We start from the raw sequence: 15,901 nt of genomic DNA on the forward strand, positions 1-15,901 counted from the left end.
TCAATCGGTAAAGACTCCGTCCACCATCACCCGGTCAATAATGGATTGACCGAAATGGTAAGGTATCGCGGCCAGGCTTTCTCGCTGATTCAGCATAAGGAGGTTGGCTCGTTTTCCTTTACTGATACTCCCTAACTCTGCTCCCATTTCTAAAGCATGTGCAGCATTAATGGTTAATGCATTAAAAGCTTGCTGGGGCGTCAATCCCATTTTAATACAGGCTAGAGAGAAGACAAAGTTTAAGTTGCCCGAAGGTGTACTCCCTGGATTAAAATCACTGGCTAGGGCGACGGCAATATCCCTTTCCATCATCTGCTTGACCGGAGCATAATCCAAGCCTAAGAAAAAAGAGCAGCTAGGTAAAGCTGTAGCAATGGTATTGCTTCCTGCCAGGCTATGATAATCAGATTCAGACATGACCTCCAGATGATCTACACTCACCGCGCCTGCTTTTACGGCGGCCTCGATGGCTCCGATGGCGTTGAATTGGTTCACATGTACCTTGGCTTTCATACCGTAAGCACTTCCTGCTTCCAGTATCCTTAACATCTCCGTGACGCTGAAATAGTTTTTTTCGCAAAACACATCGATATAATCTGCCAGCTGATCTTTAGCAATCGCGGGAATCATTTCCTGGATGATTTGTTGTAGGTACGCCTCTCTGTCTGTTTCAAAAGCTTTTGGAATAGCGTGAGCCCCTAGAAAAGTAGTTTTAATGGGGATCCGATGTCCTTTGGTAGTTCCCTTTTCGCGTAAGCGCGAGGCAACCCTCAACATTTTGAGTTCGCTCTCCGTATCCAACCCATACCCGCTCTTGATTTCAAGCGCAGTGGTGCCCATGGCAATCAGCTGTTCTAATCGTTCTTGTGCCTGCTCGAATAATTCATCTTCATCCATCGCTCTTAAAGCAGTCGCACTATTGAGAATCCCACCACCGCGCGCTGCTATTTCTTCATAAGTCAGTCCGTGTATACGGTCTTCAAACTCTTTTTCACGGGTGGCGGCAAACACCAAGTGCGTATGGGAATCGACGTATCCCGGTAAAATGATTTGATGGCTACAATCATAGACCTCTTCGGCAGCATGGGGTTGAAAATCGGTCATCGGACCATAATCTTTGATCAATCCATCTTCCACCCACAAGTAGGCGTTTTTGATAGATGGCAACTCATCCATCGCTTTACCGCGCAGGGGCATTGGTGTTTCAGTTCTGGTCTGGTATAATTCCTTGATATGGGTAAAAAGTGTGCTCATGAGGTGAAGATAACCAAAGCTTCTTAATAATATGATGGCTGATACCCAGTATTGACTCCCTATCATCACTTTTTGGAGGAAGTTGGCATTTTTGAGCGCTATAGTGCTTAAATTCGATGCCATGAAAGAACCACGCCATCCTAATTATGTCTGTGTTCATGCGGGTCAGCTGGAAGACGACCTCTATGGAGGTGCCACTGCACCTATGTACACATCCACGGCCTATGATTATCGCAGGCCAGGTACCAACCTTTATCCCAGATACTTTAATACGCCCAACCAAGTGGCGTTGTCCAAAAAAATCGCAGCGCTAGAACACACAGAAGCTGGATTGATTTTCGGTAGCGGTATGGCCGCAATCAGTGCTGTTTTTATGGCCTATTTAAAATCTGGTGACCATATCATCATGCAACGGGCGATTTATGGAGGGACTTCACATTTTGCATCGGCCGAGTTTGAGCATCTGGGTATCGAATTCAGTATGTTGGAACATATTACAAAAGAAACACTTGAGGCCAGTCTCCAGGACAACACAAAAATGGTTTATATAGAAACCCCTAGTAATCCCCTGTTGGAGATCACAGATATGGAAGTAGTGGCCGCTTTCGCGAAAGCGAACTCACTCACCAGCGCCATTGATAATACCTTTGCCTCGCCCATTAACCAGAATCCCGCCCTTTTTGGTATAGATATCATCATTCACAGTGCAACAAAATATCTAGGCGGACACAGCGATATCTGTGCGGGAACTGTTTCTGCAGGACAAGATGCTATTGACCACATCTGGAAAACTGCCAAAAACTACGGTGGAAGTTTGAGCGACCAGACAGTTTGGTTATTAGAACGCAGTATCAAGACGTTGGGATTGCGGGTGAAAACACAATCTAAAAACGCCAAAAAACTCGCTAAATTTCTTGAAAAACATCCCAACGTGGAGCAGGTTAATTACCCAGGCTTAAAATCACATCCACAGCACCAGTTGGCCAAAAGCCAAATGCATGGCTATGGTGGAATGATGTCTTTTGTATTAAAGAATAACATTCAGCAGGATGATTTTCTGGAAGAATTAGAAGTGATCAAACCAGCGCTGAGTCTGGCTGGAGTAGAAAGTACTATTCTTGCTCCCAGCACTACTTCTCATAGTTTGCTTACTCCCGAGGAAAGAGAACAGCAAGGTATCTCTGATCGTCTATTGAGATTTTCTGTAGGTATTGAGGAAGTAGATGTATTAATTTCTGACCTGGAACAGGCCATGGAAAAAAGCCGAAAAAAGTAACAAATGAAATTGGATATTCTTGCCATAGGCGCCCATCCAGACGATGTAGAATTAAGTTGTGCGGGCACATTGATAAAGGAACAATCGCTGGGTAGAAAAACAGGGGTGCTGGATCTAACCCGGGGCGAACTAGGTTCCAGAGGAAGTGCAGAAATCAGGGATCAGGAAGCTGCCGATGCTGCCGAAATCATGCAACTTTCGGCTAGGGAAAACCTCGCCTTTAAGGACGGCTTTTTTGTAAATGATGAGGCGCATCAAATGGAAATCATCAAGGTGATCCGAAAATATCGCCCAGAAATCGTATTGTGCAATGCACCCCATGATCGACATCCTGATCACGGTAGAGGATCTGATCTGGCCAGTGTCAGTTGTTTTCTTTCGGGACTCAAACGTATTGAAACCGAAGTTGACGGACAGTTACAAGAACATTGGCGACCTAAACAAGTGTACCATTATATACAATGGTTGGATTTGGAACCTAATTTTGTAGTAGATATTTCAGGACATATTGAAGGGAAGATGGCGGCCGTTCAAGCCTACAAAACCCAATTTTATAATCCTGACGATGATAAGAGTCCGCATACCCCTATCAGCAGCAAGAATTTCTTGGACAGTATTAAATACCGCAGTGCGAATTTAGGTAGGATCATCGGCACAGATCATGCCGAGGGCTTTATCAGTCAGCGGTACCCAGCAGCAGCGAGTCTTTTTGATCTGATTTAACCTATATCATTATAGACCCAAAAGTTCAGATCCAGTGGGCTAAAATAATTGCTGATTTTATTTCAGATTTTCAGAAAAGGATTAACTTTGCGTCCGCTTTACGCGAGTGGTTGATGATCTTGGGATCCACTTAAAAAAACCCACATTGATATGGTGGTTGTAGCTCAGCTGGTTAGAGCGCCGGATTGTGGTTCCGGAGGTCGCCGGTTCGAAACCGGTCTTCCACCCCATTAAAGCCCTCTTTTTGAGGGCTTTTTTATTTTCAGTATCCACGTAAGTAGCTAGGGATTCAGTATGCGCTTTATGTTCCACCCAGCAAGCCCTATTCAATCAGGGCTTATTTATTGACCCCAACAAAGCAAAAGAAATTAACGCTGCTTGTAGAACCACCCAGACTTAAAAAACATTCTATACCGTCAAGGCTCTACTTTTTTAGTAAGGAAAAACCGAGTTTTTTTACCACAATCGTATAAATGTTAAAATATTGATAGATTAGGTCAGAAATTGGCAATTAACTTACCAGTAAACCGGCTAAAATTCCGCCATCAAGACATATTTGTCATTATCCTACTAAAAAAGTAGGGTAAGAAAGTGAAATTTCATAACCAATGGTTAAGGATTCAAACCAGTAATACTTGTTTTTCAACGAGTTTTTATTACTTTTTATCGATTTATTACCTTTAACCAAATGTTAAATACTCCTAAACAGTTCGCATTTGTTCTGAAAAAGCCTGCAAAATTTTGCTAATTATTTTAATTGTACCTACATCTTTCAGCTGATACAGCGCTTGATTTTCTTTTAGTTTTAGATCACCAAATAATTTATTAACCTAAACACCCTTAAACATGAAAAAGTCTTTTTTCAAATTGTCCTTACTTGGACTATCGATTGCAGCCATCACTTTTACCTCTTGTGAGGCTGATCAAGAAATCGCTCCTGTAGAAGAGCAAAGCAAAAAATTAGAGTTGGCTCAGGCTCATGCCGAAAAAATCGGTTACAAGCCTTCTGACGTTCAGATTCAAGAATTTTTCTATCCTGACGGTACTTCTTCAGAAAAATTGATCCTTCAAGATGATGTTGCATTATCAGAAGAAGATTTCTATGCACTACAAACGGTGGACCAATTAGCCAAGCAATACCGCACCAATAACTTGGTTACCGGAAGCAACAGAACCATTGATATTCTGGGCTACAATGCTAACAACCAGTATGGATTGTCCAGCAAAGCCCAAACAGGGTTGAGATGGGCTGTTGACAACTACAACAGACTAAGCGGTGTTTCTCTAACGTTCAATCTTAGCTTCGGTACCAACACAGGTGCTGCAGATATGGTAGTATATGATACTTCTTTCAGTACCAACCGCTCTGGTGGTGTTGCTGGATTTCCAAGCAGTGGTCGTCCTCATAAATGGGTACAGATCTACAATTTGGAAAACTTCACAACCAACGTCAACGAGCATGTCATCTGTCATGAGATTGGCCACTCCATAGGATTCCGTCACAGTGACTGGTTCTCTCGTCAGTCTTGTGGAGAAACTGGTGAGTCTGCAGGATTTGACGGTGCAGTTCACGTTGCTGGTACCCCAACCGGTTGGGATTCTACCAGTTTGATGAATGCCTGTTTTTCTGCCAGCACTGGTGGGGAGTTCAATGGGAATGATGTGACTGCATTGCAGAACATGTACTAGAAACTAGCTAACCCAATCAATGCTAAGAGTCCAATCCGAAAGGGTTGGACTTTTTTCTTGTTTAAGATTGAATCTTAGTAATGTAACACCGAATGGCAGTGCTCAGCGTTTAATTTCTTGCGCCCATTGAGGAAATCCAACTCCAAAACAAAATTAAGCCCCAGGACTTCTCCTCCTGCCTTTTCTACCAGTCGGCAAGCAGCAGCTGCGGTTCCTCCAGTAGCCAGGACATCATCGTGGATGAGTACCTTATCACCACTGACGATGGCATCTTCAATAATTTCCAGGCTATCCATCCCGTACTCCAGTTGATAAGGTTCGCAAATGGTCTCCCCAGGCAATTTACCCGGTTTACGCAGCATGACAAATCTCGCGTTAAGTTGATCTGCGAGCATCATTCCAAAAAGAAAACCTCTGGATTCAATCCCCACAACCACATCTATTGACTTGTCTTCAAAAGGTCGGGCCAGTTCTTGGAGCATTTTAGTTCTCGCTTTCGCGGAAGCCAGCAATGGAGACATATCCTTAAATAGAATTCCAGGTTGAGGGAAGTCTTTTACATCTCTGATATAGGGGGTAAAAAATGGATCATTCATACAGCTAAAGGTAGCTCACAAACGCCAGCTTATTGGAGATTAAGGTTAAATATTTAAGGTCACGGTCCAATTAATAGAGCCAGCCAAACTTCCCCAGCAATCAAACGATCAAAATAAAGGTTTTAATTTGCCTATGTTTAAAAAAGAGCTATATTTGCACCCGCAAAAAGGATATTTATCCTCTTTCAAAGGGCCTCGTGGCGCAACTGAATAGCGCATCTGATTACGGCTCAGAAGGTTACAGGTTTGAATCCTGTCGAGGTCACTTTAGTCATTACAAAATGACAACAAAGCCACGCAATCACTATGATTTGCGTGGTTTTCTGGTTTTTAGACCAACATTTTTAATGAAACGATTTGCTTTTATATGGTAGCTAATCGTTAGTTAATTTTCAAAGTGTCAGTTGAACTGACACTTTCACGAAAAGCTTTGAAACGCTTGCTATAGTTGATTTGACATTCGTCAAGACGATTTGTATAATCTATAGACGACAACTATGCGGTCAACAAACACATTCTCAATTCTCTTTTGGGCAGACCAAAAGAATGCCACAAATGGCGAAGCTCTGGTTTATGCCAGAATCACGGTAAACCAAAAACGAGCTAACATTAGTCTGAAAAGACGAGTGCCGGTAAAACTTTGGGACCCAAAGAAAAACCGAAGTAAAGGCACCTCTGCAGAAGCACGTCAACTCAATCAATACATCGACCAGACTTATACCACGCTCTTCCAGATATACCAAGACTTGAAGTTTCAAGAAAAGTTGATAACGGCTAAGCTCATAAAAGCACACTACACAGGCGAGAACGAGCAATCTAAATCACTTCGAAACCTTATCGCTTATCACAGTAAGAAAATTGAAAACACGTTAGCCAAGGGAACAATACGAAACTTTGGAGTGACAGAAAACTACCTCAACAAGTTTCTAAACAAAGTGAAGAAAACAACAGATATTTATTTAAAAGAGCTCGATTATAAATTCCTGTGTGACTTTGAAAATTACCTGGCCAATTACTTGCCAGTTGGACATCCTAAGGCATTAAGTCAAAATACCATAATGAAGCATATCCAGCGCTTGCGCAAAATGGTAACACTTGCCTATCATATGGAATGGATTCCACGTGACCCATTTGTAAGATGGAAACCAGTTTACGAGAAAAAGCAACGTGAGTTCCTTTCTGAAAATGAGCTTTCAAATATGGAAACCTTTGAGTTTTCTATTGAGCGCTTAGAAAGAGTACGTGACCTATTTGTATTCAGCTGTTACACCGGTATCAGCTATGTGGACATAATGAACTTGACTGAAGAAAATTTAGTGCTTGGTATGGATGGAGGAAACTGGATATATACCAAACGTCAAAAAACCAAATCTGCTGTAAAAGTCCCCTTACTTGGAAAAGCCGAAGAAATCATTTCAAAATATGAGAGACATCCTATGACAGAAATAACGGGAACACTTTTGCCGGTAATCACTAACGAGAAGCTCAATGTGTACCTAAAAGAAGTAGCGCATTTTGTTGGAATTAAAAAAAATCTCACCTTTCATATGGCGCGTCACACGTTTGCGACTACCATTACACTTTCCAACGGTGTGCCAATTGAGACAGTTTCCAAGCTCTTAGGTCACAGTAAAATTGCAACAACTCAGATTTATGCTCGAGTACTTGAACACAAGGTTAGTAATGATATGGATATCTTGAAAAACAAGTTGTTGAAGAATAAAAATGAACGCATTAAAAAAGCAGATTAATAACCAAATTTATACTTTCAAGAAGCATTCTAAATAAGAAAGTACAACAAATTATATCAAATTTTATTACTTTTGAACTTAATGAAGAAATTCCTCCACAAATCGATGGCTATCTTAATGGCAGTCGTGGTACTTTTTACCACGATGTCATTTACTGTTGATATGCATTATTGTGGGGATTCTCTTGTAGATTTTTCATTTTTCCAATCAGCAGAAACCTGTGGAATGGAAAAAGAGCAGTCAAGTATAGGTTGTGAAAATCCGATGCTTACCAAAAATTCCTGTTGCTCGGATGAGCAATTAATTATTGAAGGACAGGATAATTTAAAGCAAGACTTTACTAAGTTGACTTTCGAGCAGCAAACGTTCATCGCTGCATTTACATACTCTTATATAAATTTATTTGAAGGAACCGAATCTGAAGAAGTTCCTTTTGAAGATTACCCGCGACCCTTTGTCAAACGGGATGTGCAAGTGCTGCACCAGACTTTCTTAATTTGATGTATTAGATTTTTTGAATAATGCCCAACAGCTACGCTGTAGTGGGCTAAAACTCGTGTTTGCCATTTTCTGCCACACGTATTTCCAAAACTCTAATAATCAAATGGTATGCTGAATAAGAGCATTAAATTTCTCATAGAAAACAAACTTGTTGCCGTTCTACTACTCGCCCTATTTGTGGGTTGGGGCGTGGTCAATGCACCTTTTAATTGGGAAACTGGCTTTTTGCCCACAGACCCAGTTGCCGTAGATGCCATACCTGACATTGGCGAGAACCAGCAGATTGTTTTTACCAAGTGGCAAGGGCGTTCGCCACAGGATATTGAAGACCAAATCACATATCCGCTTACCACTTCCCTTCTTGGTATTCCAGGTGTGAAAACCATCCGTAGTTCGTCTATGTTTGGGTTTTCAAGTATCTACATCATTTTTGAAGAAGACATTGAGTTCTACTGGTCACGCAGTCGTATTCTTGAAAAATTGAACTCGCTTCCTACAAACCTTTTGCCTGATGGTGTCAATCCATCACTTGGGCCAGATGCCACAGGCCTCGGACAGATATTTTGGTACACGCTGGAAGGTCGCGATAAAGACGGCAACGTAACTGGCGGATGGGATTTACAGGAATTGCGTAGCATACAGGATTACTATGTGAAATATGGATTGTCATCGGCAAGTGGTGTTTCTGAAGTAGCTTCCATTGGTGGCTATGTTCAGGAATACCAAGTGGATATCGACCCAGAAAAAATGCGCCAGTACAACGTGAGTATGGGCGATGTAGTCAAAGCTGTAAAGCAGAGCAATCAAGATATAGGCGCACAAACACTCGAAATCAATCAAGCGGAATATCTCGTGCGCGGATTGGGTTACGTGAAGTCCATAGCAGATATTGAAAATGCAGTTGTAGATTCTGAAAATTTCACTTCCATCCGCATAAAAGATGTGGCTAACGTCCATTTGGGGCCTGCTACCAGACGTGGTATTCTCGATAAGGAAGGGGCCGAAGTCGTAGGTGGTGTCGTAGTCGCTCGCTACGGTGCAAATCCGCTGGAAGTCATCAATAATGTCAAGGCTCAAATCGCCGAAATAAGCTCTGGACTTCCCACAAAAACCTTGAAAGATGGGCGCACTTCGCAAGTAGCTATCGTGCCGTTTTACGACCGTACCGAACTCATTCAAGAAACGCTGGACACGCTAAACGAAGCCCTGACTTTGGAAATCTTGATTACCATTTTGGTCATTATCATAATGGTTTTCAACCTACGTGCATCCATCCTAATTTCTGGCTTATTGCCCGTAGCTGTTTTGATGGTTTTTATCACGATGAAGCTCTTTAATGTAGATGCAAACATCGTCGCCTTGTCAGGTATCGCCATTGCCATCGGTACAATGGTGGACGTGGGCGTGATACTCGCCGAAAATATGATTCGGCACTTGGAAGATGAAAAGCTGCGCCTTAATGAAAACGGTAAGGAATACACCACAAACGAAATCATCTACAACGCAACTGCCGAAGTTTCTGGTGCTATCCTAACAGCTGTCCTGACGACCATTATCAGTTTCCTGCCCGTATTTACGATGATAGGTGCCGAAGGAAAACTGTTCCGGCCACTTGCTTTTACCAAAACAATGGCACTCACGGCATCACTCATCATTGCGTTATTTCTCATTCCACCCATCGCGGCATTCCTGTTTCGCAAGACGAGTGTGCGAGAACGTACACAGTATGCCATTAATGGCTTGCTTGTTTTATTGGGAATTATCGCCATTGTTTACGGTTATTGGTTAGGACTAATTCTTATCGCCTTTGCTATCACATCATTTTTAAAGATGCGTGGTAAGCTTTCGCGAAAGCGTAAAAACCTTCTGGACATCATCATTTCATCGGTTGCCATCGTATTCTTGCTCGCTACCTACTGGCGACCGTTAGGCTTTGACCGAAGTATTGTGATGAACTTGTTATTTGTTTCCATTATCTGTTTTGGACTGCTTGGTGTGTTCTCGATTTTCAGGATATACTATGAGCGTATTTTGCGATGGGCACTTCAGAACCGATATCTATTCTTAATCGTTCCGGCTACGGTGCTCACTTTGGGTATCATTATTATGCGAAATACGGGCAAAGAGTTTATGCCAGCGCTGAATGAAGGCTCTTTCCTGCTGATGCCTACATCCTTACCACACGCTGGTGTGGAAGAAAACAAGCGTGTGTTGCAACAGCTCGATATGGCGGTGGCGAGCATCCCTGAAATTGAAACCGTAGTAGGAAAAGCAGGACGAACGGAAAGCGCACTCGACCCAGCACCACTCTCGATGTACGAAAACGTCATTCAATACAAGTCTGAATATATGCGGAATAGTTCTGGCGAGCGACAACGTTATAAAGTCAATGACGATGGATTATTTGTACTGAAAAACGATAAATTCATTATCAATCCGAACAATGAAATAGATGAAGATGTCAACTATGATGAAGCATCGCTCAAGACTAACGCTACACGCGAAGATTTGATTGAAGATGACGATGGCGAATACTACCGCAACTGGCGACCAGAAATCGAAAGTCCAGATGATATTTGGAACGAGATAGTTCGAGTAACCAAATTACCAGGCGTGACATCTGCACCCAAGTTGCAACCCATCGAAACACGATTGGTTATGCTACAAACGGGAATGCGAGCACCTATGGGCATCAAGGTAAAAGGTCCCGATTTAAAGTCCATAGAAAACTTCGGTCTGGAACTGGAAGACATTCTAAAACAAGCCGAAGGCGTTAAGGAACAAGCTGTTTTTGCAGACCGTATCGTGGGCAAACCCTACTTGCTCATCGATATTAAGCGAGACCAATTGGCTCGATATGGCATTTCCATTTTGGATGTTCAGGAAATCCTTCAAGTGGCCGTGGGCGGTATGCCATTAACTCAGACCGTGGAAGGTCGTGAGCGTTATGCCGTGCGGGTTCGCTATCCACGAGAGTTACGGGCAAACCCAGACGACCTTAAAAACATCTATGTTCCTGTTGAAAAAGGCAGCCCTGTACCGCTGGGCGAACTGGTCGAGATACGATACGAACAAGGTCCACAAGTCATTAAAAGTGAAGATACTTTTCTAATCGGCTACGTGCTGTTTGATAAACTCAATGGCTTTGCCGAAGTAGATGTGGTGGAAAATGCTCAAGCCTTAATCCAAGATAACATAGACAACGGTACGCTGGTCGTACCCCAAGGTGTGAGCTATCGCTTTACGGGAACTTATGAAAATCAGTTGCGAGCAGAAAAAACCTTATCGGTTGTCGTACCACTTTGTTTACTGGTTATTTTCTTGATTTTGTATTTCCAGTTTAGGTCGGTTTCTACATCGCTTATGGTGTTTACCGCCATTGCCGTAGCCTTTGCAGGTGGTTTCATTATGATTTGGTTGTATGGGCAAGATTGGTTTTTCAACTTCAGCTTTTTTGGCGAGAACCTACGGGATTTGTTCAATATGAAAACCATCAATTTAAGTGTGGCCGTTTGGGTAGGTTTTATTGCCCTTTTCGGTATCGCAACGGATGATGGCGTGGTAATGGCCACCTACTTAGACCAATCTTTCAAAAGCAACGAACCAAACAATAAAAAAGGCATTCGTCTCGCCACTTTGGAAGCGGCTGGAAAACGCATTCGTCCGTGTTTGATGACAACCGTAACAACAGTTTTGGCACTACTACCAGTACTCACATCTACAGGAAAGGGAAGCGATATAATGATACCGATGGCAATTCCCATTTTTGGCGGAATGATAATCGATGTTACGTCCTACTTCCTACTGCCAGTCTTATACAGCTGGAAAAAGGAATTCCAACTTAAAAGAGCAAACAAATGAAGAAATTAAAATATATTCTGGTGTTCTTGTTTGTTTCTGCTTTCGCGAAAGCGCAACAATTACAATCCTACATTCAGGAAGCTGAAGCTAATAATCCAGAAATTCAAGCCTTTGAATTGCGCTACGACATCGCCGAAGAAAAGGTAAACGAAGCCAACTGGATTCCCAATACCGAGGTAAGCGCCGGCTATTTTGTGAGCGAGCCAGAAACCAGAGTGGGCGCACAACGTGCACGAATAGGTGTCAAGCAAATGTTGCCGTGGTTTGGCACCATTACCGCTCGTGAGAATTACGCTACCGCAATGGCAGATGCGGAATATGTGGACATCACGATTGCAAAGCGCAAGCTCGCACTTTCGGTTGCACAATCCTATTACCGCTTGTATGCCATTAGAGCCAAGCAAGCTGTGCTGGATGAAAACATACAGCTACTGGAAACCTATGAGCGACTTGCACTCACATCTGTAGAAGTAGGCAAAGCGAGTGCCGTAGATGTGTTGCGACTTCAGATTAGACAAAATGAATTACAGCAACAAAAGGAAGTGCTGGAAGAAGAATTTACAGCAGAACAAATAGCTTTCAACAACTTGCTCAACCGTGATGCAATAATGACGGTTATCGTTGTTCCAGAAATGGAAATTCCGCAGGAAGACCCATTTTATAATAATGAAAAGCTATTAGTCAATCCTGAACTGCTCAAATATGACAAACTCTATGAATCGGTAGCACAATCTGAACTGCTCAACCAGCGTGAGAGTTTGCCTTTGATTGGTTTTGGTGTGGACTACTTGCCCGTTACAGAACGTAGCGATGTCAACTTCATCGATAATGGGAAAGATGTTTTGATGCCTATGGTTTCGGTTTCCATTCCCATTTTCAACAACCGTTATAAATCCATTTCAAAACAAAATGAACTGCGACAGCAAGAAATAGAAACCCAACGGGAACAGCGATTGAATGTGCTGGAATCCGCTTTCGCGAAAGCGCAATCACAACGCAACCAAGCTCGCATCGCTTACAACACACAAGTTCGTAACCTAAAACAAGCCCAAGATGCTGAAGAAATTCTGGTAAAAAATTATGAGACTGGCACTATCGATTTTAACGATGTGCTGGACATTCAGGAATTGCAGTTGAAGTTTCAAATGAACCAAATCGAGTCGGTAAAAGGGTACTATGTACAATCGGCCATTATTAACTATTTAATCAATAAATAATAAAAATATATATCCTATGAAAAACGTAATTAAAACAACAGTAGTAATCCTTGCCTTAGTAAGCTTTGTTTCTTGTAAGAATGAAACTAAAAACGATAAAAACATATCAAATTCTGATGCTGTTACGATGGCAGAATTGTCTTTTGAAAATGAAAATGTTGGTAAACAATTTCAGCATTATATCCACCTTAAAACCGCATTGGTAAATTCAGATATGGACGAAGCGAAATCTGGTGCAAAAATGCTTTTGGAAAATTCAGAAGATGCAGCTTTAAATGAGTTACTCTCAAAAATTTCAGAAGCAAGTGATATTGAAGAACAGCGTACATTGTTTTCTGACGTAACAGAAAAAATGACAGCGATTGTCAATGCATCAATTTCGTCTGGCGAAGTGTACCAGCAATATTGCCCAATGGCTTTTAACAATGAAGGTGGTTATTGGCTTTCAACCGAAGAAGAAATCCGCAATCCTTACTTCGGCGACAGAATGCTCAAATGTGGTAAAGTGACGGAAACTATTAAGTAAAATGAAACACACCTATCACATACACGGAATGACCTGCAACGGTTGCCGAAACCACGTCGAACAGACGCTTTCCAAAATAGAAGGTGTTACTAATGCCTCTGTCAATTTAGAAAAAGCCGAAGCGACCATAGAAATGGAATCCCATATTCCAATAGAGAAATTTCAAGAGGCGCTTAAAGCCGATGGTGGGCAATACAGTATCCATCAAAATGGCGAACATCAGCATACCCACGATAAGAAGAAAGTTGAGAAACCCAAAGGTCAAGGAAAGGGAACATTTTACTGTCCGATGCATTGCGAGGGCGACAAGACTTACGACAAACCAGGCGACTGTCCTGTTTGCGGAATGGATTTGGTTGAAGAAGTTAACCTAACGGCTACTTCCGACACCCAATATACCTGTCCGATGCATCCCGAAATTATTAAGGATGAACCGGGAAGCTGTCCAATTTGTGGGATGGATTTAGTGCCTATGGAACCCGATTTATCCGCAGAGGAAAAGACCTATAAAAAACTTCTTAAAAAGTTCTGGATAGCGGTCGCTTTCACATTGCCCATTTTTATCATTGCAATGTCCGAAATGCTGCCCAACAACCCCTTATATGATGTTTTAGAATTAAAATATTGGAACTGGATTCAATTTGCGCTTTCTATTCCTGTGGTATTCTACGCTACTTGGATGTTCTTTGAACGTGCCTACCGCAGTATAAAGACGTGGAACTTAAATATGTTTACGCTTATCGGTATCGGTGCTGGCGTTGCTTGGCTCTTCAGCGTGTTCGGGATGCTCGTACCCGATTTTTTCCCTGACCAATTCAAGACCGAAGCCGGTACGGTTCACGTCTATTTTGAGGCTGCTACGGTGATTCTAACTTTGGTTCTACTTGGTCAAGTCCTCGAAGCTCGTGCGCATAGCAAGACCAATTCCGCAGTCAAGGAACTTTTAAAATTGGCACCTAACAAGGCTATAAAGGTAGTTGATGGGGAAGAACAGGAAGTGGCCATCGATGAAATTGAATTGGGCGATATCCTACGTGTGAAGCCGGGCGATAAGATTCCTGTGGATGGCGTTATTACCGAAGGCGAAACTTCCATCGATGAATCGATGATTACAGGCGAACCCATTCCTGTAAACAAATCAGTAGATGATAAAGTAAGTAGCGGAACTATCAACGGCAATCAGTCCTTCTTGATGAAAGCTGAAAAGGTTGGGTCTGACACCCTGTTATCACAGATTATACAGATGGTCAATGATGCCAGTCGAAGCCGTGCACCCATCCAAAAGTTGGCCGATACCGTTTCGGGATATTTCGTGCCAATCGTGGTCATCATCGCTGCTGTGACATTCGGCGTTTGGGCGATTTGGGGCCCAGAGCCAGCCTATGTTTATGCCTTGGTCAATGCGATTGCCGTATTGATTATCGCCTGTCCGTGTGCTTTGGGACTTGCGACACCAATGTCCGTTATGGTCGGCGTTGGCAAAGGTGCGCAGAATGGTGTGCTTATTAAAAATGCCGAAGCCCTTGAAAAAATGGACAAGGTGGATACACTAATTGTTGATAAGACTGGAACGATAACCGAAGGAAAACCAACGGTCGAGAAAGTGGGTTCTTTTGACAAGGGGTCTACCGAAACCGAAGTACTACGATACATTGTTTCCTTGAACAGCCAAAGTGAACATCCGCTGGCGGAAGCCACCGTAAAATATGGAAAAGAACAAAACGCAGAGTTTTTAAAAGCAGATGGATTTAACGCAGTAACTGGAAAAGGCGTTGAAGGTGAAGTGAACAATAAAGAAGTGGCTTTAGGTAACGCCAAAATGATGGAACAGGCAAATGCTACACTTACCGAAGCTATGGAAAACGAGGCACAATCCTACCAAAAACAAGGGAAAACGGTTTCCTATCTCGCTGTAGAAGGTCAAGTTTTAGGCTACGTCGTTATCGGCGACAAAATCAAGGAAACGAGTGCAAAAGCTATCAAGGATTTGCAGAATAAGGGAATTGCGGTCATTATGCTTACTGGTGATAATCACGACACCGCCCAAGCTGTCGCAGATGAGCTTAACCTTGCCGATTTTCAAGCAAGTATGCTACCAGAAAACAAATTGCAGGAAGTCGAGAAATTACAAGAGCAAGGCAAGGTGGTTGCAATGGCAGGCGATGGTATCAATGATGCACCTGCACTCGCTAAAAGTGATGTAGGTATCGCAATGGGAACAGGTACGGATGTTGCCATTGAAAGTGCAGCCATTACCTTGGTGAAAGGCGATTTACACGGTATCGTAAAGGCAAGAAATCTAAGTGATGTAGTAATGCGCAATATCAAACAAAACCTCTTTTTTGCAATGATTTATAACACGCTGGGTATCCCTATTGCAGCAGGACTACTGTATCCGTTTTTTGGAATACTCTTATCGCCAATGATTGCGGCTTTGGCGATGAGCTTCAGTTCGGTATCGGTAATTGCCAACTCATTACGTCTAAAAAGTAAAAACATATAATCTA

At 42.5% G+C, this 15,901-nt stretch carries 11 protein-coding genes and 2 tRNA genes; 11 read left to right on the forward strand and 2 right to left on the reverse strand.

Going from position 1 to position 15,901, the window contains the following annotated elements; genetic code table 11:
* Nucleotides 1-1,254 (reverse strand): imidazolonepropionase, encoded by a 1,254-nt coding sequence (gene hutI, locus EGM47_RS05755; RefSeq protein WP_124979844.1) that lies wholly within the window; start codon nt 1,252-1,254, stop codon nt 1-3.
* Nucleotides 1,255-1,375: 121 nt separating this feature from the next.
* Here hutI and EGM47_RS05760 point away from each other — a divergent pair, with 121 nt between their 5' ends.
* From EGM47_RS05760 to EGM47_RS05775, 4 genes are all read left to right on the forward strand, one after another.
* Nucleotides 1,376-2,530, forward strand: a complete 1,155-nt coding sequence (locus EGM47_RS05760) for a trans-sulfuration enzyme family protein (RefSeq protein WP_124979845.1) — start codon at nt 1,376-1,378, stop codon at nt 2,528-2,530.
* Nucleotides 2,531-2,533: 3 nt separating this feature from the next.
* Nucleotides 2,534-3,253 carry a bacillithiol biosynthesis deacetylase BshB1 gene (gene bshB1 / locus EGM47_RS05765; RefSeq protein WP_124979846.1) on the forward strand — a complete coding sequence of 240 codons (720 nt, stop codon included), beginning with the start codon at nt 2,534-2,536 and terminating at the stop codon, nt 3,251-3,253.
* A 153-nt stretch (nt 3,254-3,406) separates the two neighbouring features.
* A tRNA-His gene (locus EGM47_RS05770) sits at nt 3,407-3,483 on the forward strand.
* Nucleotides 3,484-4,099: 616 nt separating this feature from the next.
* Entirely contained in the window at nt 4,100-4,942 is an 843-nt protein-coding gene (locus EGM47_RS05775) for a M57 family metalloprotease (RefSeq protein WP_124979847.1), read from the forward strand.
* A gap of 74 nt (nt 4,943-5,016) precedes the next feature.
* Here EGM47_RS05775 and EGM47_RS05780 read toward each other — a convergent pair whose 3' ends face one another.
* Nucleotides 5,017-5,538 (reverse strand): adenine phosphoribosyltransferase, encoded by a 522-nt coding sequence (locus EGM47_RS05780; RefSeq protein WP_124979848.1) that lies wholly within the window; start codon nt 5,536-5,538, stop codon nt 5,017-5,019.
* A gap of 191 nt (nt 5,539-5,729) precedes the next feature.
* On the opposite strand from EGM47_RS05780, the gene EGM47_RS05785 reads away from it, so the two are divergent.
* The 7 genes from EGM47_RS05785 to EGM47_RS05815 all read left to right on the forward strand — a co-directional run bounded on the left by EGM47_RS05785 (nt 5,730) and on the right by EGM47_RS05815 (nt 15,897).
* Nucleotides 5,730-5,803, forward strand: a tRNA-Arg gene (locus EGM47_RS05785).
* 232 nt (nt 5,804-6,035) lie between these two features.
* Complete coding sequence (locus tag EGM47_RS05790) at nt 6,036-7,289, forward strand: site-specific integrase (RefSeq protein ID WP_124979849.1); 1,254 nt, start codon at nt 6,036-6,038, stop codon at nt 7,287-7,289.
* Between the two features lie 81 nt (nt 7,290-7,370).
* On the forward strand, nt 7,371-7,790 hold the full coding sequence (locus EGM47_RS05795; protein WP_124979850.1) for an HYC_CC_PP family protein: 420 nt from the start codon (nt 7,371-7,373) through the stop codon (nt 7,788-7,790).
* 108 nt (nt 7,791-7,898) lie between these two features.
* Nucleotides 7,899-11,651, forward strand: coding sequence for an efflux RND transporter permease subunit (locus EGM47_RS05800; protein ID WP_124979851.1), 3,753 nt, complete (start codon nt 7,899-7,901; stop codon nt 11,649-11,651).
* Nucleotides 11,648-12,868 (forward strand): TolC family protein, encoded by a 1,221-nt coding sequence (locus EGM47_RS05805; RefSeq protein WP_042247717.1) that lies wholly within the window; start codon nt 11,648-11,650, stop codon nt 12,866-12,868. Before EGM47_RS05800 ends, EGM47_RS05805 begins: the two co-directional genes overlap by 4 nt.
* Nucleotides 12,869-12,884: 16 nt before the next feature.
* Nucleotides 12,885-13,394 carry a DUF3347 domain-containing protein gene (locus EGM47_RS05810; RefSeq protein WP_042247720.1) on the forward strand — a complete coding sequence of 170 codons (510 nt, stop codon included), beginning with the start codon at nt 12,885-12,887 and terminating at the stop codon, nt 13,392-13,394.
* Nucleotide 13,395: 1 nt separating this feature from the next.
* Nucleotides 13,396-15,897: a heavy metal translocating P-type ATPase gene (locus EGM47_RS05815; RefSeq protein WP_124979852.1), complete on the forward strand. Its 2,502-nt coding sequence runs from the start codon at nt 13,396-13,398 to the stop codon at nt 15,895-15,897.
* Nucleotides 15,898-15,901 lie beyond the last annotated feature (4 nt).

It is taken from the genome of Nonlabens xiamenensis, from assembly GCF_003865345.1.
Taxonomy (GTDB): Bacteria; Bacteroidota; Bacteroidia; order Flavobacteriales; family Flavobacteriaceae; genus Nonlabens; species Nonlabens xiamenensis.